Origin of the sequence: Acidovorax sp. NO-1 (genome assembly GCF_000238595.1) — a bacterium.
GTDB lineage: Bacteria > Pseudomonadota > Gammaproteobacteria > Burkholderiales > Burkholderiaceae_C > Acidovorax.
In genome coordinates, this window is sequence record NZ_AGTS01000090.1 from 1 (window position 1) to 19,154 (window position 19,154).

Genomic DNA, 19,154 nt, shown 5'->3' on the forward strand with positions numbered 1-19,154 from the left:
TGTTTTTAGCCTCCAGCGCTTGTCCATCAAGCGCTAGCAGCTCCTTTTTCAGGAGCAAATCACCGTCAATCCACGCGATCCACCCTATCCGCCCAGCTCGGCCCTTGCAGCCGCTGGATGTCCTGCGACGCCACCGCCTGCAGCCACGCGGCCTCCACGCGTTCTGGTGCCAGGTCGGCAAGCGGGCGCAGCACAAACGCACGCTCGGCCATGCGGGGATGGGGCACGGTGAGTGCCGGGCTGTCAATGATCTGGCCGCCAAACCACAGAATGTCCAGGTCCAGCGTGCGCGGGGCGTTGCGGTAGGGGCGCTCGCGCCCGGCGCCAAGTTCTATGGCTTGCAACGCAGCCAGCAGGGCCTGGGGGGTCAGCGTGGTAGCCAGCTCGGCCACAGCGTTGAGGTAGTCCGGCCCGCCGGCATCCAACGGTGCGCTGCCATAAAGGGGCGACACCCGCATCACGCGCGTGCCTGGCAACCGTCCGATGGCCGCCAGCGCAGTGCGCAACGCCGTTTCACGCTCGCCCAGGTTGGCGCCCAGTCCCACATAGACCGGCGCGGGCCGTTCGCCGTGCTTTTCGGGACCTGGCAGGTTCACTCGCCGGCCGCAGCAGGGGCTGCGCCTGCACCGCCTTCGGTGCCTCCGGCACCACCGGGCTTGCGACGACGGCGGCGGCGTTTCTTGGGGGCGCCGCCTTCGGAGGGGAACTCCGAGTCGCCCTCGGCAGGGCCGTGGCTCTCGGCACGGGGCAACCCGCGCGGGTCGGCGGCAGGCGCGGCGCGGGGCACGCGTTTGACCACGGGCTGCGCTTTCTGGCGCGCTTTCTGCTCTTCCTTGGCCTGATCCATCAGGTCGTCGCGGCGCTCGTCGTCGGCGGTCTGGAAGTCCTGCCACCATTCGGCCAGCGCCTCATCCACCTCGCCCACATCGGCGCGCAGGCGCATGAAGTCGAACCCGGCGCGAAAGCGCGGCTGCATCACCATGCCAAATGGCGTGTTGCCCACGCGCTTTTCAAAACGCGGCTGCATGACCCAGATCTCGCGCATGTCGGCGGCCAGCTTGCCCCGGCCTGAGACGTCGCCAATGCGCTTGTCAAACACCTCGTCGATGGCCTCCTGCAGCGCGGGCAGCGGGTGCTGGCGCTGGTTCAGACGCTCTTGCCAGCCATTGCGCACGTCGTCCCACAACACGCAGGCCAGCAGGAAGCTGGGCGCGACGGGCTTGCCTTCGTTCACGCGGCGGTCGGTGTCCACCAGGGCGGCTTTGACAAACGGGGTGTCGGCGCGCTCCACGGCCACATCGAGCAGCGGATAGATGCCCTTGGACATGCCCAGCTTGCGCAGCTGGTCGATGGTGGCGATGGCATGCCCGGTCTGCAGCAGCTTGAGCATTTCGTCAAACATGCGGCTTTGCGGGACCTCGGCCAGCAGGGTCTGCGACTGCACCAGCGGCGCCGCCGACTTGGCGTCGATGCTGAAGCCCAGCGGGCTGAGCTTGGCCGCAAACCGCACGGCACGGATGATGCGCACCGGGTCTTCGCGGTAGCGTGTGGCGGGGTCGCCAATCATGCGCAGTGTCTTCTTCTTGGCGTCCTGCAAACCCTTGTGGTAGTCCACCACGATCTGGCTGACCGGGTCGTAGTACATGGCGTTCACAGTGAAGTCGCGGCGCGTGGCGTCTTCGTCCTGCGGGCCCCATACGTTGTCGCGCAGCACGCGGCCGCTGGCGTCCACAGCATGCTGCATGCCCGACAGCTGCGCCTTGCTGGTCTTCTCGTTGCCCGCCACCTGGCCGGCGGCGGCATTGTCGAGGTAGGCGCGGAAGGTGGATACCTCGATCACCTCGTGCTCGCGGCCGCGCCCGTGCACCACGTGCACGATGCGAAACCGCTTGCCGATGATGAAGGCGCGGCGAAACAGCCCCTTGACCTGCTCGGGCGTGGCGTTGGTGGCCACGTCGAAGTCCTTGGGGCGCAGGCCGAGCAGCAGGTCGCGCACGGCGCCGCCCACGATGTAGGCCTCAAAGCCCGCCTGCTTGAGTGTGGCCACCACATCGGCGGCGCGCCGGTCCACCAGCTCGGGGTTGATGCCGTGCACGCTGGCGGGCACCTCTTCGCGCTTGCCGAAGTGGGGCTTGCCGCCTGCGGTGCCGGGCGTCGATTTGCCCATCAGTTTGTCGAGGAACTTCTTGATCATGGGTAGGGAGTCGTCAGGGGATTGCGCTTGCGCAGGGGTCAGGAGGCCGTCTGGCTGGCGGGCGCTGCAAACAGGTCCAGTATGCGCCAGCCGCGCTCCTGGGCCAGTGCGCGCAGGCGCGGGTCGGGGTTGGTGGCCACGGGGTGGTTCACCTTCTCCAGCAGGGGCACGTCATTCATGGAGTCGCTGTAGAAGGTGCTGTCCACGTCGGCCCAGCTGAGCTGCCGCCCGGCCAGCCATTGTTCCATGCGGCGCACCTTGCCTTCGCGCATGGTCGGGATACCGTCAATCTCGCCGGTGTACCAGCCGCTGGCGTCACGCGCCAGCTGCACAGCCAGCAACTGCGGCACGCCCAGCGCCTGGGCGATGGGCGTGGTCACGAACTCGTTGGTGGCGGTGACGATCAACACCTCGTCGCCCGCCGCCTGGTGCTGGCGAATCAGGTCGAGCGCCTGCGGCTTGATGGCCGGGGTGATGACCTCGCGCATGAACTGCTGGTGCGCATTCGCCGCGGCCTCGGGGCCGCGCAGGCGCACAGCCTCGGTGGCAAAGCGCACGTAGTCGTGCACATCGAGTGTGCCGGCCTGGTAGTGGGCGTAGAACTCGTCGTTGCGGCGAGCGAACTCCACGGGGTCGTTCCAGCCGATGCGGATGGTGAATTCGCCCCACTCGTAGTCGGAGTCGAGCGGCAGCAGCGTGTGGTCCAGGTCAAACAGCGCAAGCCGCAGGCGGCGGGGTTCAGTAGTCATTCAGTGTCACAAAGGGCAATAAGAGGTGCGCAGCGTCATTCCGACTCGAGCATGGTTTTCAGCAGCGGAATCGTGATGGCGCGCTGGGTGCGCAAGGCAAACGCGTCGAGCTGGTCCAGCAACTGCATCAGGCTGCCCAGGTCGCGCGAGAAGCGGTTGAGCATGTAGTCCATCACTTCGTCGCCCAGGAACACGCCGCGCGCGTCGGCCTCCTGGCGCAGCACGGCTCGGCGCTCGGCCTCGCCCAGCAGCTGCAGCTGGAACACATGGCCCCAGCCCAGGCGGCTGCGCAGGTCGTCGCGCAGCGGCAGGTCCGCCGGGGGCAGGTTGCCCGCAGCCAGCACCCAGCGCTGGCTGCCGCTGGCGGGGCTGATGGCGTTGACGAACCAGTTGAAGGCCGTGGCCTGCTGGGCGGTGCTGTACAGGTGCACGTCGTCCATGACGACGGCGGCCCAGCGTTCATCAAAATCGGGCGGCTCGGCCACCGAGGGGTCGAGCCAGCCCACGCTGGAGCCCTGCTCGCGCAGGGCCTGGCGCACGGCCTGGAGCAAATGGGTCTTGCCGCTGCCCGGCTCGCCCCACAGATAGGTGGGCACCGGGGACCGCGTGGCTTCGCTGCTGCCCGCCCCGGCGGCCAGGCGAAGGTGTTGCAGCGCGGCCTCGTTGGGCCCGGCAAAAAAGCGCTCCAGGGTGGGCCCGGTGGCCAGGCTGATGTCCAGCGCCAGTTGCTTCATCGTCATGCGCGGCACCCGCACAGCACAGGCCGGGCCCTGGCGGTGGGTGCGCAAGCGGCGGTCAGAAAGAGGGTCAGCAGCGGCATCACAAGTGGGTGGGAAGGCACCGGGCCGTGGATGACTGCGGCCAGGCGCGGCGACAAAGTGGCGTACGGCGCGTGGTCACCGACCGGCTCCCTCACAGGGGCTGGGCGACAATGGCCGCGATTTTAGTCTGCTGCCAGCCTCTTTTGGCCGCCGCCCGGCCCACCCCCACGCGCACTGCACCATGGCCCCTCCCGCATCCCCTGCCCAGCGCCTGCCCGCCAGCATCTGGGCGCTGGGCTTCGTCAGCCTGCTGATGGACGTGTCGTCCGAGATGATCCACAGCCTGCTGCCGGTGTTTCTGGTCACCACGATGGGCGTGAGCATGCTCGCGGTGGGCCTCATCGAAGGCGCGGCCGAGGCCACGGCGTTGATGCTCAAGGTGTTCTCGGGCGTGCTGAGCGACTGGTGGGGGCGGCGCAAGCCGCTTGCGGTGCTGGGCTACGGGCTGGGGGCGCTGTCCAAGCCGCTGTTTGCCATCGCTCCCACCGTGGGCCTGGTGGTCACGGCGCGCCTCATCGACCGCGTAGGCAAGGGCATCCGCGGCGCGCCGCGCGATGCGCTGGTGGCCGACCTGGCACCGCCGGAGATGCGCGGTGCAGCGTTCGGGCTGCGGCAGTCGCTGGACACCGTGGGCGCCTTCCTGGGCCCGCTGCTGGCCATGGGGCTGATGCTGCTGTGGGCCAATGACTTCCGCGCGGTGTTCTGGGTGGCCGTGATTCCGGCCGTGCTGTGCGTGGCCTTGCTGCTGGTGGGCGTGCGTGAGCCCGAGCGCGCCGCCAGCGCCGTGCGCACCAATCCCATTCGCCGCGAGAACCTGCGCCGCCTGGGCAGCGCCTACTGGAGCGTGGTGACCCTGGGCGCCGTGTTCACGCTGGCGCGCTTCAGCGAGGCGTTTCTGGTGCTGCGCGTGCAGCAGGGTGGCCTGCCGCTGGCCTGGACGCCCCTGGTGCTGGTGCTGATGAACGTGGTGTTTGCGCTGGGCGCCTACCCGCTGGGCAAGCTCTCTGACCGCATCCGCCACACCACGCTGCTGGCCTGGGGGCTGGTGGTGCTGATCGCCGCCGATGCGCTGCTGGCGGTCAGCGACCAGGGCGCAGTCGCCTGGCTGGGCATCGCGCTGTGGGGCCTGCACATGGCCATGACGCAGGGCCTGCTGGCCACCATGGTGGCCGACACCGCGCCTTCCGACCTGCGTGGCACGGCGTTTGGCATGTTCAACCTGGTCAGCGGCGTGGCGCTGCTGGTGGCCAGCGGCCTGGCGGGCCTGCTGTGGGACCGGCTGGGCGCCAGCGCCACGTTTGGCGCCGGAATGCTGTTTGCCACACTGGCGCTGGCCGGTGTGCTGGTGCAATCCGCACGGCAAGGCCGCACCCCAAAGCCCCCTGTCACACAGGGCTGAGAGAGCTCGCCAAAGCGCGCCCCTTAAAATCCCCGGATTCCAGCCCGCCCGGCGGGCCTACCAGCACCAAAGCACCCCCTCCATGAGCTCCTCTGCCCCCTCCACTCCCATCTCGTACAAAGACGCCGGCGTTGACATCGACGCGGGCGACGCGCTGGTCGAACGCATCAAGCCGCTGGCCAGGAAGACCATGCGCGAAGGTGTGCTGGCGGGCATTGGCGGCTTTGGCGCACTGTTTGAAGTGCCCAAGCGTTACAAGGAGCCCGTGCTGGTCTCCGGCACCGATGGCGTGGGCACCAAGCTCAAGCTGGCGTTTGAATGGAACATGCACGACACCGTGGGCATCGACCTGGTGGCCATGAGCGTGAATGACGTGCTGGTGCAGGGCGCCGAGCCCCTGTTCTTCCTGGACTACTTTGCCTGCGGCAAGCTCGACGTGGACACGGCTGCGGCCGTGGTCGGCGGCATCGCCAAGGGCTGCGAGCTCTCTGGTTGTGCGCTGATCGGCGGCGAAACCGCCGAAATGCCCGGCATGTACCCCGCAGGCGAATACGACCTGGCCGGCTTTGCCGTGGGTGCGGTCGAAAAGAGCAAGATCCTGACCGGCAAGGACGTGGCCCCTGGCGACGTGGTGCTGGGCCTGGCCTCGTCCGGTGTGCACTCCAACGGCTTCAGCCTGGTGCGCAAGTGCATTGACCGTGCCGAAGCCGCTGGCACCGTGCCCGCCACGCTGGACGGCAGGCCCTTCAAGCAGGCCATCATGGAGCCGACCCGCCTGTACGTGAAGAACGTGCTGGCCGCGCTGGCCCAGCATCCCATCAAGGCCCTGGCCCACATCACCGGCGGTGGCCTGCTGGAGAACATCCCCCGCGTGCTGCCTGACGGCACCGCAGCCCACCTCAAGAAGGGCAGCTGGCCCCAGACCGAGCTGTTCGCCTGGCTGCAGAAGACGGCCGGCATTGATGACATCGAAATGAACCGCACCTTCAACAACGGCATCGGCATGGTGGTGGTGGTGGACGCGGCCAGCGCAGAAGCCACGGCCGCCACACTGCGTGCAGCGGGCGAGCAGGTGTACGCGATTGGCACGATCGCACCGCGCGGTGACGGGGCTGCCGTCGTGGTGGCCTGACCGCACTGCCTTCCTTCAGAACGCTCCGCGCATGGCGCACACCCCGCCCTCGCCCCCCGTCGTCATCCACCACACGCCGGAGCCGGCCCCCGCCACGCTACCGCCGCGCCCCCCCACCCGGGGCATTGTGGTGGCCAGCTATCTGCTGATGGCCGCCACCTTGCTGCTGGTGATGTGGCGCGGCCTGTTGCCGGGCCTGCTGTGCGTGTGCCTGGGCTTTCTGCTGACCCGCGCGCTCACCCGCTGGTTTGCCCAGGGCCTGAGCCGGGTGCGACGCCAGGCCCAGCCCTCCGCATCCGGCCTGCGGGTTGCGCAGATCGCCGCGGCGGCCCTGGTCATGCTGCTGCCGCTGGCGCTGCTGGCTGCAGGGTTGACGCATTCGCGCGGGTATCTCGTTACGGCGCCGCAGCAATACCAGGAGCTGCTCAATTACATGGCACGCACGGTGCTGGAGCTGCGGCTGAAGCTGCCCATGGACATGGCCACCCACCTGCCCGAAGGGGCCGCCGAGATCCAGCGCATCATCGCCAATTACCTGGGCGCCAAGGCGGGCGCGCTGGCCATGGCCGGGCGCGCGTGGCTGGCGGGCGTGCTGTTTGCCTACGTGGGACTGCTGATTGGCGCGCTGGCCGCGGTGCGCCCCGCCGCGCTGGCCGGCGGGCCGCTGGCCCAGCAGCTGAAGTTGCGCATCACGCTGTTTGGCGAGGCGTTCCGCCAGATTGTTGCCGCGCAGTTCTGGATTGCCGCCTTCAATACCCTGCTGACGGGCCTGTTCCTTCTGTTTGTGCTGCCCTTGTGGGACCTGGAGTTGCCTTACACGCCGGTGCTGATCACCTTCACCTTCATTGCAGGGCTGGTGCCCATCGTGGGCAACCTGGTGTGCAACGTGGTGATCACCATCGTGGGGCTGTCGGTGTCGCCCCTGGCGGCAGTGGCGTGCCTGGGGTTTCTGATCCTCATCCACAAGGCCGAATACGTCATCAACGCCAAGGTGGTGGGCCGCCGCACCCAGATGGGCGTGTGGGAGCTGCTCTCGGTGATGTTTGTGGCCGAAGCCGTGTTCGGCCCGGCCGGGCTGGTGGCGGCGCCGCTGTGTTACGCGTACCTGAAAAAAGAGCTGGTGGCGGCGCGGCTGGTGTAGTTGCAGCGCATCGCTGCAGGCGACACCTTTCACCGACAAAAACTACAATTTTGATAGCTTCCAGCGCTTGATGGATAAGCGCTGGCGGCCATTTTCACTCACAATTTTGCAAACTGCCGCGCCACGAACGCCCACACCAGGGCCGACGCGTCCGGCCCCGCAGGATCGCTGTAAGCCAGCTTCGCCGCGCCGCCGCTCCAGGCATGGGCCAGCCCCACGATCTCGCGCAGGGCCACCACGGTGCGGCCGCTTTTCTTGAACTCGGTCACCCGCATGGCGTGGCGCTGCCCGCGCTGCAAGGTGCGAATGGCGCCTGCACGCGCACCCAGGGCGTCCGCCCACAGCAGGGCGGTGGCGGCAGCGTTGCGCACGGACACCACCCCATCCGCGTCCCCATGCAGCACCAGCAGGGGGGGCAGCGCGGCGGGCGCAGCCTCTGACGGCACGACGTCCGGCAGGTGCGCGTCGCGCCGCCCATGCATGGCGGCCATGGCGGAGGCCGCCGATTCGGCCGTGCCGGGAGCCACCCCCGAATGCATGGCCACGGCGCAAAAGCGGTCGGGGTACCGCGCCGCCATGAGCACGGCCATGCTGGCACCGGCCGACAGGCCCGCCACGGCCACGCGCGCCAGATCCACGGGGTGTGTGGCGGCCACCCGGTCAATGGCGGCAAGCAGCGTGGCGGCTTCAGCCTGGGCCTTGCCGTTGCGCCGCTCGAACCAGTTCCAGCAGCCGTGGGCGTTGGCCATGCGCTCCTGCTCGGGGTAGAGCACCAGAAACCGCTGGCGCGCCGCCAGCCGGTTCATGCGCGACACCGCGGCCAGGTCGCGCCCCGTCTGACCGCAGCCGTGCAGCATGACCAGAAGCGGCAGCTTCTCGCGTGCCTTGAGCGCCAGGCCCGGCGGGATATACAGCTGGTAGCGCCGCGCCCCCGCGGGCCCGCGCGCCAGGCCCGCCAGCCATTCACCGCTGACGGGTGGGGGCCTGCCCGCAGGCCGGGCAGCGCTCGCCACCGCAGGCACCTTGACCGCTTTGGCCGCCGCCCCCCGCAGCTTGGCAGGCGCCTTGGCCCGCACCGGCCGCGTTGCGCGCGCGAACGCCTTGAGGTTGCGCTGGTACGCCCGGGTCAGCGACGACAAAGAGAACAGACGGGAACGGCGGGGCATGGGCGAAAGGAATGCTGGACGAGTGGCAACAGGAATATAGGGAAAACCCTAGCCACCATAGCAGCTTATGGCCCCCATCGTCAAAACTATTAAATTGATAGCTGCTTGCGCTTACTGAGTAAGCGCCAGTGGCCAATTTGGCTTCAATTTCTGTCACTTCCGCCAGCGGCAAAGGCAAACCCGCGCACATCCGGCATACCGCCAGGATTCATGGCTGAAAATGATCGATTCCTGTCTGCAGGGGTGCGGACACCGGCACATCGCCCCGGCATCATTGGCGCCATTCTCCCCACCACCTAGAGAGCCTGCCATGAACACCTGTCTGATAGTGATTGACGCACAAGAGTCGTTTCGCCACCGCCCGTACTTCACCGACACCGACCTGCCCGCCTACCTGCGCGCCCAGAACGCACTGATCCAGGGCTGCGCGGCCCGGGGTGTGCCCGTGGTGCGCGTGCTGCACAGCGACGGCCCCGAACTGCCCGAGAACGCCTTCGCGCACATGTCGGGCCATGTGCGGCCACTGCAGGGCCTCGCGCTGTTCGAAGCCGCCGCCACCTTCACCAAGTCGCGCCACAGCGCACTGGTGGGCACCGGCCTGGATGTGTGGCTCACGCAAAACGGCATCCATCGCCTCATCATCAGCGGCATCCGCACCGAGCAATGCTGCGAGACCACCACGCGCCATGCCAGCGACCTGGGCTGGCAGGTGGACTACGCCCTGGATGCCACCCTGACCTGGGACATGGTGCAGCCCGATGGCGAGATACTGAGTGCGCAGGACATCAAGACCCGCACCGCCACCGTGCTCCACGGCCGGTTTGCCACCGTCACCACCGCACAGCAGGCGCTGGCCCGGCTGGTGCCCGAGCATCTGCTGGCGCAGGCCGCCTGACCCGCCGGAGTTTTGCCCATGCTGGAACTGCGCCCCACCTGTGAGCACTGCAATACTGCCCTGCCCCCGGCGTCACTGCAGGCCCGCATCTGCAGCTTTGAATGCACCTTTTGCGCCACTTGCGCAGATACCGTGCTGGGCAACGTGTGCCCCAACTGCGGCGGCGGTTTTGCGCCCCGCCCCATCCGCCCCGCGCACAACTGGCGCAACGGCAACCACCTGGGCAACCACCCCGCCAGCGCCGCGGTGCGCCACCGCCCGGCAGACCCTGTTTCGCACGCGGCGCTGGCTGCCGCCCTGCAGGCTGTGCCGCCCGGGTTGCGATGACCCGGGCCGTGGACAACACCACCGCCACCGCGGGGCACGGCGCCCGTCCGATCCACGTCTACTTTGCACTGCTGCCGCACAGCCTGCTGCTGGACTGGGCGGGCCCGGCCGAGGCGCTGCGCATTGCCAACCAGACCCTGCGCGCGCTGGGGCAGCCCGATCGCTTTGTGCTGCACTTTGTCAGCCCCACGCCACAATCGGTGACCTCGGTGGGCGTGATGCTGACCGGGCTGGCGCCGCTGCCTGAAGCCCTGCAAGCCCTGCCGACCCCGTCATGGGTGGTGCTGGTGGGCCTGCCCGGCGAGCGCATTGACGTTGACCACAGCGATGCCCGCACTTTGCTGCACTGGCTGCGCGGCTTGCGCCTGGCCACCGGCCAGCTCGAGCTGGTGACCGTGTGCGCAGGCGCCATCGTGGCCGCCCACGCAGGCCTGTTGACCGGGCGCCGCGCCACCACCCACCACCACCACCTGGAAGAACTGGCCGCGGTGGACCCGCGCTGCGACGTAACCGCCAACCGCGTGTTTGTGGCCGACGGACCGGTGCACAGCAGCGCGGGTGTGACCACCGGCATCGATTTGCTGCTGCACCGCATTTCCGACATTTGCGGCCCCGTGGTGGCCGCGCAGGTGGCACAAACCATGGTGGTGGCCCTGCGCCGCGGCCCCAACGACCCCGAGCTGTCACCCTTTCTGCACCACCGCAACCACCTGCACGCTGCGCTGCACCGCGTGCAGGACGCCGTGGGCCGCCAGCCCCAGGCCGAGTGGAACGTGCCCGCCATGGCGGCCGTGGCCCACACCTCGCCCCGGCACCTCACGCGGCTGTTTCTGGAACATGCGGGCATCGCCCCGCTGGCCTACCTGCGCCGCATCCGGCTGGCCACGGCCGAGGCCGCGCTGCACGCGGGGCAGAACGTGACGCAGGCCGCGCTCATGGCAGGCTTCAGCTCGGACACCCAGCTGCGCCGTGCGTGGCACCAGTTCGGACGTGGCGGCACGCCGTCGCAGGGCAGCACGCGCAGCCGCTGAGGAGGGAAGCGCACGCCGTGCCGTGCCGCGCCCGCCCACCGCGCCACGCCGGCCGATAATTGGCCCGTTTGCCGCACCACCCATCCGGGTCGCCACCATGCAAGAACTCCCCCGCCCCGCCGACGAGCCGGACCGCCTGCAGGCACTGCGCCAGTTGCTGATCCTGGACACGCCGCCCGAAGAGCGGTTTGACCGCCTGACCGCATTTGCCGCGCAGGAGTTCGACGTGCCTACGGCACTGCTCTCGCTGATCGACGACGACCGACAGTGGTTCAAGGCACGGGTGGGCATGGGCCCGTGCGAGACCCCGCGAAGCATCTCGTTCTGCGGCCACGCCATCCTGCAGGACGACATCATGGTGGTGCCCGATGCGCACCAGGACGAGCGCTTCACAGGCAACCCGCTGGTGACGGGGGAGCCATTCATCCGGTTCTATGCCGGGGCGCCGCTCAGGCTGCCCGATGGGCACAACGTGGGCACGCTGTGCCTGCTGGACAGCAAACCCCGCACGCTGGACGAGATCGACCTGGCCATCCTCGGCTCGCTGCGCGATCTGGCGGTGGAAGAGCTGGTGCGCCGCGAGCCGGGAACCGCGACCCCATGAGCGAGCGCCGCAATCAGGACATCCTGCTGATCGAGCCCAGCTCGCTGACCGGCAGCATCATCGTGGCCACGGCCCGCCAGCTGAACCTGCCTGCAGTGCGGCAGGTCAACAGTGTGCGAATGGCCCAGCAACGGCTGGTGCACCAGGATTTTGCGGCAGTGATCGTCTCCATCGACGAGCAGCAGCAGGAGGCGATTAACCTGCTGGAGCAGGTGCGCAACGATGCGCTGGCCATCAGCGCCAGCGTGCCTGTGGCGGTGATCACCGCTCAGGTCGATGCGTCCACCGCCATCAAGATGAAAGCGCTGCAGGTGCGGCGCGTGCTGATCAAGCCCTTCAAGGTGCGGGACGTGATCGCCACCATCACCCTGCTGAAAGACACCTGAACCGCCCCAGCCCGCGGTGCTGTGCAGGTCTCAATAAATCTCCGGCACGTACATGCTGGCAGGCACGGGCTGGCGCAGGTATTCCGGGTTGCGCACGCGGTCGGGCAGCACCACGGGCGGGTGCGGCACCTCCTGGTAGGGCAGCTGCGACAACAGGTGCGCAATGCAGTTCAGGCGCGCCTTTTTCTTGTCCACCGCCTGCACCACCCACCAGGGTGCTTCGGGGATGTGGGTGCGCTCCAGCATCGTCTCTTTGGCCTTGGTGTAGGCCTCCCAGCGCACGCGGCTTTCCAGGTCCATGGGGCTCAGTTTCCACTGCTTGAGCGGGTCGTGGATGCGGCCCAGAAAGCGCAGGTGCTGCTCCTCATCAGTGATGGAAAACCAGTATTTCACGAGCGTGATGCCCGAGCGCACCAGCATCTTTTCAAACTCGGGCACGGTGCGAAAGAACTCTTCGTACTCGTCGTCGGTGCAAAAACCCATCACCCGTTCGACGCCCGCGCGGTTGTACCAGCTGCGGTCAAACAGCACCATCTCGCCGGCTGCAGGCAGGTGCGCCACATAGCGCTGGAAGTACCACTGCGTGCGCTCGCGGTCGTTGGGCGCGGGCAGCGCTGCCACACGGGCCACGCGCGGGTTCAGGCGCTGCGTGATGCGCTTGATGACGCCGCCCTTGCCCGCCGCGTCGCGCCCCTCGAACAGGATCACCACCTTCTGGCGGCTGTGCTGCACCCAGTCCTGCAGCTTTACGAGCTCGCCCTGCAGGCGAAACAGGTCCTTGAAGTATTGCTGGCGCGCCAGCCTGTCGCCGGGTGTGGGTGCGCCAATGTCATCGACCTCGCGGTCTTCGATCTCCAGCTCCAGCTCTTCGTCGTAGCTGTCAATGAGGTCGTTGGCGATGCGCTGCATCAGGTCCTGGGTATCGAGGGTGGTGCTGTAAAACATGGTGCAGTCCGAGGGACCGGAAGACGGAAACTCCGCCATGGTTGCGCGGTGCGGTGACATGGCCATGACACCCGCGCATGCTCGTCCTGCCGCCGTCACGGGCAAACGGCCTTTTGCCTGCGCCCTGGCGCGCCGCGCTGTAAACGCCCTCTACAATCGCGCCCCTTGCCCGCCCCGCAATTGCCTTGCTTGCGCCATGAACATCGTCGTCAACGAAGAACTCAAAGCCTATATCGACCCCCTGACCGCCGACGAGCACGAAGCGCTGGAACGCAGCATCCTGTCCGAGGGCTGCCGCGATGCGCTGGTGCTTTGGGGCGACGTGCTGGTGGACGGGCACAACCGGTATGGCATTTGCCTAAAACACGGCCTGCCCTTCCAGACGGTGCAGAACCCCCGCTTTCAGTCCCTGGAGGACGTGCACCTGTGGATGATCGACCAGCACCTGGGGCGGCGCAGTGTGTCGGATTTTCAGCGCGGGGTGCTGGCGCTGCGCAAACGCGAAATCATGGCCGACCGCAAGGCCCGCGCGGCCGCGCCCGCGCAAACTGAACCGGCCGCCGCAAAATCTGAAACGCCCGAGGCAGCGGCCGCCCTGCCCGCACCCGAGCCCCTGCACAGCCGCGAGGCCATTGCCCGGGCCGCACGCCTGAGCAGCAGCCAGGTGGTGCTGATTGAAAAGATCCAGAAGCAGGCAGCGCCGGAGCTGGTGGCTGCGGTGAAATCCGGCACCATCTCCATCAATGCAGCGGCGGCTGTCGCCACCCTGCCCGCGCAGGAACAGGTGGCGGCCGTCGCGGCTGGCAAGGACGAACTCAAGCTGGCGGCCAAACGCGTGCGCGAACTCAACAAGCGCAAGCCGCGCCAAGAATCAGTACACGATGAAAACCCTGCAGCCGCAGATGCCAGCGCGGGCACGGAAGCCGACGCCGATGTACTCCAGGCCCTACGGGCCCGCGTGGCAGAGCTGACGGCAGAGAACACCGAGCTGCGCCGGCAGGTGGCGCAATTGCAGGCGGCGCTGCCAGAGGGCAGCAGCCCGTTCTGAGGTTCAGCCGTTGGCGTTGCGCAGCGCGCTCAGCCGGTCGGCAATCAGGTCGATGTCGAGCCCATCCTCGGCGTGGGCCAGATAGGCCTGCAAATCGGCAATCGCTTCAAGGGTATTGCCCCGCTCGGCATGGGCGAGCCCCCGGTCGCGCCACTCGCCCCAGGCTTCGGGCAGCAGCACGATGAGACGGTCCAGCACGGCAATCAGGCGTTGCCAGTCCTGCTGCGTGCGGTGCACTTCCTTCAGGTTGCGCAGCATGCGCGCAATGATGTCGCGCGGCGTGGCGGCCTGCAGGTACAGGCCCAGTGGCACGTCGTAGTCATCCACCAGACCGTTGCGGCGCTTGTAGGGCTCCAGGCGCTCGGCCAGCTCTTCGCGGCTCAATGACTGGCCCGAGATCGGGTCGAGCACCACCTGGCCCTTGGGCAGCAGCACCTTGACCATGAAGTGCCCCGGGAACGCAATGCCCCGTGCATGCAGGCCCAGGCCTTGGGCCAGCTCCATCCACAACACGGCGAGCGAAATCGGGATGCCCCGGCGCGTGCGCAGCACGGCGTTGAGGTAGCTGTTTTCGGGGTCGTAGTAGTTGTTGATGTTGCCGGCGAAGCCCAGGTCGGCAAAGAAGAACTGGTTGAGCGTGCGCAGGCGCTGCAGCGCAGGGGCATCGGTGGGCAGGCGGCGTTTGATGCGGGCCAGCAGCTGGTCCATATCGCCCAGCAGCTGCTGCATGTCCAGCTCGGGGTATTCGTCCTGCGCCAGGCTGGCCGCCGCCTCCAGGAGCGGAAAGTGCTCGTCGCTTTGCACCAGTGATGCAAAGTACTCCAGCGAGGTGGGCACGGAATAGCTCAGGGACATGGCTGGTTTGTAAGTCTGGTCTGCGGCGGCGTCAACCCACAGATACTCTGGTTTAGCGGGGCTTTTACGGGCTTTGCCAGGCGGTGGCGCTCCAGGCCCATCAGCGCCGCAGCATCTTGCGCAGCTGGAGGCCCGCCGCCCACAGCGCGCCAAAGTACAGCAAGGCTGCCGCAGCCATCAGTGCCGCCAGCAAGCCCGCGCGCTGCAGGGACTGTGCCTTCATCCCCACCCAGTCGAAATGCTGGGAGCTCCACACCAGCAACACCGCCAGCAGCGCACTGGCTGCCACCACCTGCAGGGCGAACTTGCCCCATCCCGGCAGTGGCTGGTAGCTGCCGCGCCGCAGCAGCCCCACCAGCAGCCACAGGGCGTTGATGAGCGCGCCCAGGCCAATCGACAGGGCCAGGCCCGCGTGGGCAATCAGCGGCACCAGCGCAATATTGAGCAGCTGGGTAATGACCAGCACCACGATGGCGATCTTGACCGGCGTGCGTACATCCTGGCTGGCGTAGTAACCCGGCGCCAGCACCTTGATGGCCACGATGCCCAGCAGCCCCGCGCCATAGCCCGACAGCGCCACGGCAATCTGCCCCACATCACTGTCTGCCAGCTTGCCGTGGTGGAACAGCGTGGCCACCAGCGGTGTGGAAAACGTGAGCAGCGCCACCGCACAGGGCACGGCCAGCAGCACCACAATGCGCAGGCCCCAGTCGAGCATGGCCGAGTACTTTTCGGCATCACCCGCGGCCTTGGCGGCCGTGAGCTGCGGGGTCAGCACCACGCCCAGGGCCACACCCAGCAGCGCGGTCGGGAACTCCATGAGCCGGTCGGCATAAAAAAGCCAGGTCACGCTGCCGGGCGTGAGGTAAGACGCAATCTGTGTGTTGATCATCAGCGAGATCTGCGCCACCCCCACCCCCAGCAGGATCGGGCCCATGAGCATCAGCACGCGCCGCACGCCGGGCTCTGCCCAGGCGGCACGGATGGCGCCCCAGGTGATGCCGATGCGCGGCACCAGCCCCAGCCGCGCCAGCGCAGGCACCTGCACGGCCAGCTGCAGCACGCCGCCCAGCATCACGCCCCCCGCCATGGCAAAAATGGGCTCGATCCCCCGCGCCTGGAGCTGCGGTGCCCCCAGCCAGGCGGCGGCGATCATGCAGAGATTAAGCAGCACCGGCGAGGCAGCCGGTACGGCAAAGTGCTTCCAGGTATTGAGAATGCCCGCCGACAGCGCGACCATGGACATGAATCCGATGTAGGGGAACATGAAGCGCGTCATGAGCACGGCAGCGTCATAGGCCTCGCCACTGTGGCGCAGGCCGCTGGCCAGTGCCCAGACCAGCACGGGGGCGCCCAGCACACCAAGGATGCAGGTCAGCAACAGCACCCAGGCCAGTACGGTGGCCACGGCCGCGATGAGCTGGCGCGTGGCCTCGTCACCCTGCTGCGCCTTGGTGGTGGCCAGCACTGGCACAAAGGCCTGGCTGAAGGCCCCTTCGGCAAACAGACGGCGAAACAGGTTGGGGATGCGAAAGGCGACGTTGAAAGCATCCGTCAGGGCATTGGCCCCGAACAGGGTGGCCATCAAGAGGTCGCGCACCAGGCCCGTCACGCGGGAGGCCAGGGTCAGCAGGGAAACGGTAGAGGCGGCTTTGGACAGAGACACCGCCGGGAGTGTATTCCCCCTGAGCCGCTTCGCGTCTTCCCCCAGAGGGGGACGCACCCGGTGGCCTGGCAGAGCCAGTTCCACGGGTGCGCTGGCGATGGGGCTGCGCCAGTTTCGGGGGTTGGGATTGGATGCGGAAACCCGCTGGGCTATAATCGCTGGCTTTGCTGGCATCATCCACAGACCTCAAGGAACTCAACAATGGCATCCGCTAAACCCAAGAAGAAGAACCCGCGCCTGGCGTCGGGCCGCAAGCGCGTCCGTCAGGACATCAAGCTCAACGCTGCGAACACCTCGCTGCGCTCCAAATACCGTACCGCTGTCAAGAACGTCGAAAAGGCGGTTCTGGCTGGCGACAAGACCAAGGCGACCGAACTGTTCGCCAAGATGCAAGCCGTGGTGGACACCGTGGCTGACAAGGGCATCTTCCACAAGAACAAGGCAGCTCGTGACAAGAGCCGTCTGTCTGCCAAGGTGAAAGCCCTGGCTCTGGCAGCCGCCTGACCCACCTCTCCGCCTGCTCCGGCAGGCAAACAGCCCGAACGGCATGTGCCGTTCGCCGTTTGTAACGGGTGCGCTGCCAGCAAAAAAACGACAAGACCGCCTTAGGGCGGTTTTTTCGTTTCACGATGACTCCAGCACCGAACTTTGCCGGACTACGCCAAAGCCCGATATAGCAGGTTTATCAATAACTTAGGCGCGTTCATCATATGCCGGTGCTTTCTGAAACCTGACCCGGCTTGTGTCCTCATGGCTCCCATGTGGCCCTTGCAAAACGGGTCTTTTGAGGAGTCATCATGGCCAAAATCAAACTCACCAAATCCGCCGTCGATACGGCGCAACCCCGGGCGCAGGCCGTCGAACTCCGGGACACGCTGGTGCCCGGCTTCCTGTGCAAGATTACACCAGCGGGCCGCAAGGTGTTCATGCTCCAGTACCGCACGAACGCTGGCGAGCGCCGCAAGCCTGCCCTGGGCTTGTTCGGGGAGTTGACCGTCGAGCAGGCCCGCTCGCTAGCGCAGGAGTGGCTGGCCGAGGTTCGTCGAGGCGGCGACCCCGGCGGGGCCAAAGCTGCCGCGCGTGCTGCCCCCACGGTCAAGGAATTGTGCGAGAAGTTCATGGAGGATCACTCCAAGCAGCGCAACAAGCCCAGCACGCAGGCCGGCTACCAAAAATGCATCAACCGCAACATCGTCCCGATGCTGGGTCGCATGAAGGTGCAGGATGTGAAGCGCCCGGACGTGGCCACGGCGATGAAGAAGATGGCGCACAAGCCCGCCGACGCGAACCGCACGTTCAGCGTGATGCGCAAGATGTTCAACCTGGCCGAGGTGTGGGGCTACCGGCCAGACGGCACCAACCCTTGCCGCCACGTCCCGATGTACCCCAGCGGCCAGGCCACCCACCTCATCAGCGATGAGGAAATGGGCAAGCTGTTCCAGTATCTCGACTATCTGGAAACCGACGGGCTGGGCCTGGATCATGCGATTCTGCCGCTGGCCATCCGGCTGCAATTCGAGTTCGCTGGCCGCCGCTCCGAGATCATCACTCTGCAATGGGATTGGGTGGATCTGGAGAACCGGCGCGTGGTCTGGCCCGACAGCAAGACCGGCGGCATGTCCAAGCCCTTGAGTGAGGAAGCCTACCGGCTGCTGTCCACCGCGCCGCGCCAGGACGGCTGCCCGCACGTGTTCCCCTCGCCGAACCATCCGGGGCTGCACATGACCACGGGCGAGTATTACGGCGGCTGGACGCGCATCCTCAAGCGCGCCGGTGTGAGCCACGTGGGCACGCATGGCATCCGCCACCGCTCGGCGACCGACATTGCCAACTCGGGGATTCCGGTTAAGGTCGGCATGGCCCTGACGGCTCACAAGACCGTGGCGATGTTCATGCGCTACGTCCACACCGAGGACAAGCCGGTGCGCGAGGCGGCCGAGTTGGTGGCCAACCGGCGCCAGGCCATCGCGGGCATCCGGCGTAACGCGCCGACCGAGGCCGTGACCGCTTGAGCCGCCAGCCCGGATTGTCGTGCCACTGTCACGACAATCCGGGCGCTTGCAATATATACCCGAACGGATATAATCATGAACCCTGAACGCAAGCTGCTGTATTGGGAAGGCTCCTCGAAAAAGGACTTCAAGGAATTTCCCATCGACGTGCAGAAAGACATGGGCGTGGCCTTGTTCATCGTCCAGTTGGGCAGCACGCCGGATTCGGCCAAGCCCTGGAAGGGGCTGGGTTCCGGCGTGTACGAGTTGGTGGAAGACCACCGGGGGGATACCTTCCGGGCCGTCTACACCGTGAAGGTCGGCGACGCAGTGCATGTGCTGCATGCGTTCCAGAAGAAGTCCAAGTCCGGCATTGCCACGCCGCAGCCGGACGTGGAGTTGATCGAGAAGCGGCTGAAAGCAGTGCTCGCCCGCTATGGGGCGAGCGGGAGATAGATGATGACCCGTATCGACCATCCCGAAGGCACCGACAACGTGCTGGCAGACCTGGGCTTCGACGATGCCGAGGAACTGACGGCCAAGGCCGCGCTCGCCCTCAAGCTCAACACCCTGATAGAGCAACGCGGCCTGAGCCAGGTGGAAGCGGCGGCGATCACCGGCATGACCCAGCCCAAGGTGTCCCAGGTGCGCCGCTACAAGCTCCAGAACATCTCGCTGGAGCGGCTGATGCAGGCGCTGGTGGCGCTGGATCAGCGGGTTGAGATCGTGGTGCGGCCCGCGCGGCGCACGCATGTGGCGGGTATCGCGGTGGCGGCCTGACCGGAATGGATAGCCCCGCCGAGC

Annotated in this window: 21 protein-coding genes; 13 read left to right on the top strand and 8 right to left on the bottom strand. The window is 67.1% G+C overall.

Annotation, left to right across the window (positions count from 1 at the left end; all coding sequences use genetic code 11):
- Window positions 1–65: 65 nt before the first annotated feature.
- The 4 genes from folK to hda are packed head-to-tail and all read right to left on the bottom strand — an operon-like array spanning window position 66 to window position 3,677.
- On the bottom strand, window positions 66–596 hold the full coding sequence (gene folK / locus KYG_RS14530; protein ID WP_008905674.1) for a 2-amino-4-hydroxy-6-hydroxymethyldihydropteridine diphosphokinase: 531 nt from the start codon (window positions 594–596) through the stop codon (window positions 66–68).
- A complete protein-coding gene (pcnB, locus tag KYG_RS14535) occupies window positions 593–2,194 on the bottom strand; it encodes a polynucleotide adenylyltransferase PcnB (RefSeq protein WP_008905675.1) in 1,602 nt (533 codons plus the stop codon). Before pcnB ends, folK begins: the two co-directional genes overlap by 4 nt.
- Window positions 2,195–2,232: 38 nt before the next feature.
- Window positions 2,233–2,943: an HAD family phosphatase gene (locus KYG_RS14540; protein ID WP_008905676.1), complete on the bottom strand. Its 711-nt coding sequence runs from the start codon at window positions 2,941–2,943 to the stop codon at window positions 2,233–2,235.
- A gap of 35 nt (window positions 2,944–2,978) precedes the next feature.
- Window positions 2,979–3,677 carry a DnaA regulatory inactivator Hda gene (gene hda / locus KYG_RS14545; protein WP_008905677.1) on the bottom strand — a complete coding sequence of 233 codons (699 nt, stop codon included), beginning with the start codon at window positions 3,675–3,677 and terminating at the stop codon, window positions 2,979–2,981.
- 268 nt (window positions 3,678–3,945) lie between these two features.
- Here hda and KYG_RS14550 point away from each other — a divergent pair, with 268 nt between their 5' ends.
- The 3 genes from KYG_RS14550 to KYG_RS14560 all read left to right on the top strand — a co-directional run bounded on the left by KYG_RS14550 (window position 3,946) and on the right by KYG_RS14560 (window position 7,436).
- On the top strand, window positions 3,946–5,163 hold the full coding sequence (locus KYG_RS14550) for an MFS transporter (protein WP_008905678.1): 1,218 nt from the start codon (window positions 3,946–3,948) through the stop codon (window positions 5,161–5,163).
- 82 nt (window positions 5,164–5,245) lie between these two features.
- Entirely contained in the window at window positions 5,246–6,295 is a 1,050-nt protein-coding gene (purM, locus tag KYG_RS14555) for a phosphoribosylformylglycinamidine cyclo-ligase (RefSeq protein ID WP_008905679.1), read from the top strand.
- A 31-nt stretch (window positions 6,296–6,326) separates the two neighbouring features.
- Window positions 6,327–7,436, top strand: coding sequence for an AI-2E family transporter (locus KYG_RS14560; protein ID WP_008905680.1), 1,110 nt, complete (start codon window positions 6,327–6,329; stop codon window positions 7,434–7,436).
- A 98-nt stretch (window positions 7,437–7,534) separates the two neighbouring features.
- Here the strand turns inward: KYG_RS14560 and KYG_RS14565 are convergent, their stop codons facing one another.
- Window positions 7,535–8,602 carry a PHB depolymerase family esterase gene (locus KYG_RS14565; RefSeq protein WP_008905681.1) on the bottom strand — a complete coding sequence of 356 codons (1,068 nt, stop codon included), beginning with the start codon at window positions 8,600–8,602 and terminating at the stop codon, window positions 7,535–7,537.
- A gap of 310 nt (window positions 8,603–8,912) precedes the next feature.
- Between KYG_RS14565 and KYG_RS14570 the strand changes: the two genes are divergently transcribed.
- The 5 genes from KYG_RS14570 to KYG_RS14590 all read left to right on the top strand — a co-directional run bounded on the left by KYG_RS14570 (window position 8,913) and on the right by KYG_RS14590 (window position 11,845).
- The gene (locus KYG_RS14570) at window positions 8,913–9,497 is read left to right on the top strand and encodes a cysteine hydrolase family protein (RefSeq protein WP_008905682.1); all 585 of its coding nucleotides are present in this window, start codon (window positions 8,913–8,915) and stop codon (window positions 9,495–9,497) included.
- Between the two features lie 18 nt (window positions 9,498–9,515).
- Window positions 9,516–9,824, top strand: coding sequence for a DUF1272 domain-containing protein (locus KYG_RS14575; RefSeq protein ID WP_008905683.1), 309 nt, complete (start codon window positions 9,516–9,518; stop codon window positions 9,822–9,824).
- Window positions 9,821–10,855, top strand: a complete 1,035-nt coding sequence (locus KYG_RS14580; protein ID WP_008905684.1) for a GlxA family transcriptional regulator — start codon at window positions 9,821–9,823, stop codon at window positions 10,853–10,855. Before KYG_RS14575 ends, KYG_RS14580 begins: the two co-directional genes overlap by 4 nt.
- A 97-nt stretch (window positions 10,856–10,952) precedes the next feature.
- Window positions 10,953–11,459 (top strand): GAF domain-containing protein, encoded by a 507-nt coding sequence (locus KYG_RS14585; protein ID WP_008905685.1) that lies wholly within the window; start codon window positions 10,953–10,955, stop codon window positions 11,457–11,459.
- Window positions 11,456–11,845, top strand: coding sequence for a response regulator (locus KYG_RS14590; RefSeq protein ID WP_008905686.1), 390 nt, complete (start codon window positions 11,456–11,458; stop codon window positions 11,843–11,845). The genes KYG_RS14585 and KYG_RS14590 overlap by 4 nt, the downstream gene beginning before the upstream one ends.
- A gap of 30 nt (window positions 11,846–11,875) precedes the next feature.
- Here KYG_RS14590 and ppk2 read toward each other — a convergent pair whose 3' ends face one another.
- Window positions 11,876–12,790 carry a polyphosphate kinase 2 gene (gene ppk2, locus KYG_RS14595; RefSeq protein ID WP_034694817.1) on the bottom strand — a complete coding sequence of 305 codons (915 nt, stop codon included), beginning with the start codon at window positions 12,788–12,790 and terminating at the stop codon, window positions 11,876–11,878.
- A gap of 196 nt (window positions 12,791–12,986) precedes the next feature.
- Here ppk2 and KYG_RS14600 point away from each other — a divergent pair, with 196 nt between their 5' ends.
- On the top strand, window positions 12,987–13,838 hold the full coding sequence (locus KYG_RS14600; protein ID WP_008905688.1) for a hypothetical protein: 852 nt from the start codon (window positions 12,987–12,989) through the stop codon (window positions 13,836–13,838).
- Between the two features lie 3 nt (window positions 13,839–13,841).
- Here the strand turns inward: KYG_RS14600 and KYG_RS14605 are convergent, their stop codons facing one another.
- Both KYG_RS14605 and murJ read right to left on the bottom strand, forming a co-directional pair.
- Window positions 13,842–14,693 carry a SirB1 family protein gene (locus KYG_RS14605; protein WP_008905689.1) on the bottom strand — a complete coding sequence of 284 codons (852 nt, stop codon included), beginning with the start codon at window positions 14,691–14,693 and terminating at the stop codon, window positions 13,842–13,844.
- Window positions 14,694–14,793: 100 nt separating this feature from the next.
- Window positions 14,794–16,359: a murein biosynthesis integral membrane protein MurJ gene (murJ, locus tag KYG_RS14610; protein ID WP_008905690.1), complete on the bottom strand. Its 1,566-nt coding sequence runs from the start codon at window positions 16,357–16,359 to the stop codon at window positions 14,794–14,796.
- Window positions 16,360–16,560: 201 nt separating this feature from the next.
- On the opposite strand from murJ, the gene rpsT reads away from it, so the two are divergent.
- The 4 genes from rpsT to KYG_RS14630 all read left to right on the top strand — a co-directional run bounded on the left by rpsT (window position 16,561) and on the right by KYG_RS14630 (window position 19,130).
- Complete coding sequence (rpsT, locus tag KYG_RS14615) at window positions 16,561–16,863, top strand: 30S ribosomal protein S20 (protein WP_008905691.1); 303 nt, start codon at window positions 16,561–16,563, stop codon at window positions 16,861–16,863.
- Window positions 16,864–17,156: 293 nt separating this feature from the next.
- On the top strand, window positions 17,157–18,371 hold the full coding sequence (locus tag KYG_RS14620) for a site-specific integrase (protein ID WP_008905692.1): 1,215 nt from the start codon (window positions 17,157–17,159) through the stop codon (window positions 18,369–18,371).
- A 75-nt stretch (window positions 18,372–18,446) separates the two neighbouring features.
- Window positions 18,447–18,806, top strand: a complete 360-nt coding sequence (locus tag KYG_RS14625) for a type II toxin-antitoxin system RelE/ParE family toxin (protein WP_008905693.1) — start codon at window positions 18,447–18,449, stop codon at window positions 18,804–18,806.
- 3 nt (window positions 18,807–18,809) lie between these two features.
- Window positions 18,810–19,130 carry a helix-turn-helix domain-containing protein gene (locus KYG_RS14630; RefSeq protein ID WP_034694820.1) on the top strand — a complete coding sequence of 107 codons (321 nt, stop codon included), beginning with the start codon at window positions 18,810–18,812 and terminating at the stop codon, window positions 19,128–19,130.
- Window positions 19,131–19,154 lie beyond the last annotated feature (24 nt).

Coding starts and splice junctions, on each gene's coding strand:
- hda (WP_008905677.1), bottom strand. CDS start 3,677: ATGAAGCAACTGGCGCTGGACATCAGCCTGGCCACCGGGCCCACCCTG.
- pcnB (WP_008905675.1), bottom strand. CDS start 2,194: ATGATCAAGAAGTTCCTCGACAAACTGATGGGCAAATCGACGCCCGGC.
- KYG_RS14550 (WP_008905678.1), top strand. CDS start 3,946: ATGGCCCCTCCCGCATCCCCTGCCCAGCGCCTGCCCGCCAGCATCTGG.
- KYG_RS14570 (WP_008905682.1), top strand. CDS start 8,913: ATGAACACCTGTCTGATAGTGATTGACGCACAAGAGTCGTTTCGCCAC.
- KYG_RS14575 (WP_008905683.1), top strand. CDS start 9,516: ATGCTGGAACTGCGCCCCACCTGTGAGCACTGCAATACTGCCCTGCCC.
- rpsT (WP_008905691.1), top strand. CDS start 16,561: ATGGCATCCGCTAAACCCAAGAAGAAGAACCCGCGCCTGGCGTCGGGC.
- KYG_RS14585 (WP_008905685.1), top strand. CDS start 10,953: ATGCAAGAACTCCCCCGCCCCGCCGACGAGCCGGACCGCCTGCAGGCA.
- KYG_RS14630 (WP_034694820.1), top strand. CDS start 18,810: ATGACCCGTATCGACCATCCCGAAGGCACCGACAACGTGCTGGCAGAC.
- KYG_RS14620 (WP_008905692.1), top strand. CDS start 17,157: ATGGCCAAAATCAAACTCACCAAATCCGCCGTCGATACGGCGCAACCC.
- KYG_RS14600 (WP_008905688.1), top strand. CDS start 12,987: ATGAACATCGTCGTCAACGAAGAACTCAAAGCCTATATCGACCCCCTG.
- KYG_RS14560 (WP_008905680.1), top strand. CDS start 6,327: ATGGCGCACACCCCGCCCTCGCCCCCCGTCGTCATCCACCACACGCCG.
- KYG_RS14540 (WP_008905676.1), bottom strand. CDS start 2,943: ATGACTACTGAACCCCGCCGCCTGCGGCTTGCGCTGTTTGACCTGGAC.
- ppk2 (WP_034694817.1), bottom strand. CDS start 12,790: ATGTTTTACAGCACCACCCTCGATACCCAGGACCTGATGCAGCGCATC.
- KYG_RS14590 (WP_008905686.1), top strand. CDS start 11,456: ATGAGCGAGCGCCGCAATCAGGACATCCTGCTGATCGAGCCCAGCTCG.
- KYG_RS14565 (WP_008905681.1), bottom strand. CDS start 8,602: ATGCCCCGCCGTTCCCGTCTGTTCTCTTTGTCGTCGCTGACCCGGGCG.
- KYG_RS14580 (WP_008905684.1), top strand. CDS start 9,821: ATGACCCGGGCCGTGGACAACACCACCGCCACCGCGGGGCACGGCGCC.
- KYG_RS14625 (WP_008905693.1), top strand. CDS start 18,447: ATGAACCCTGAACGCAAGCTGCTGTATTGGGAAGGCTCCTCGAAAAAG.
- purM (WP_008905679.1), top strand. CDS start 5,246: ATGAGCTCCTCTGCCCCCTCCACTCCCATCTCGTACAAAGACGCCGGC.
- KYG_RS14605 (WP_008905689.1), bottom strand. CDS start 14,693: ATGTCCCTGAGCTATTCCGTGCCCACCTCGCTGGAGTACTTTGCATCA.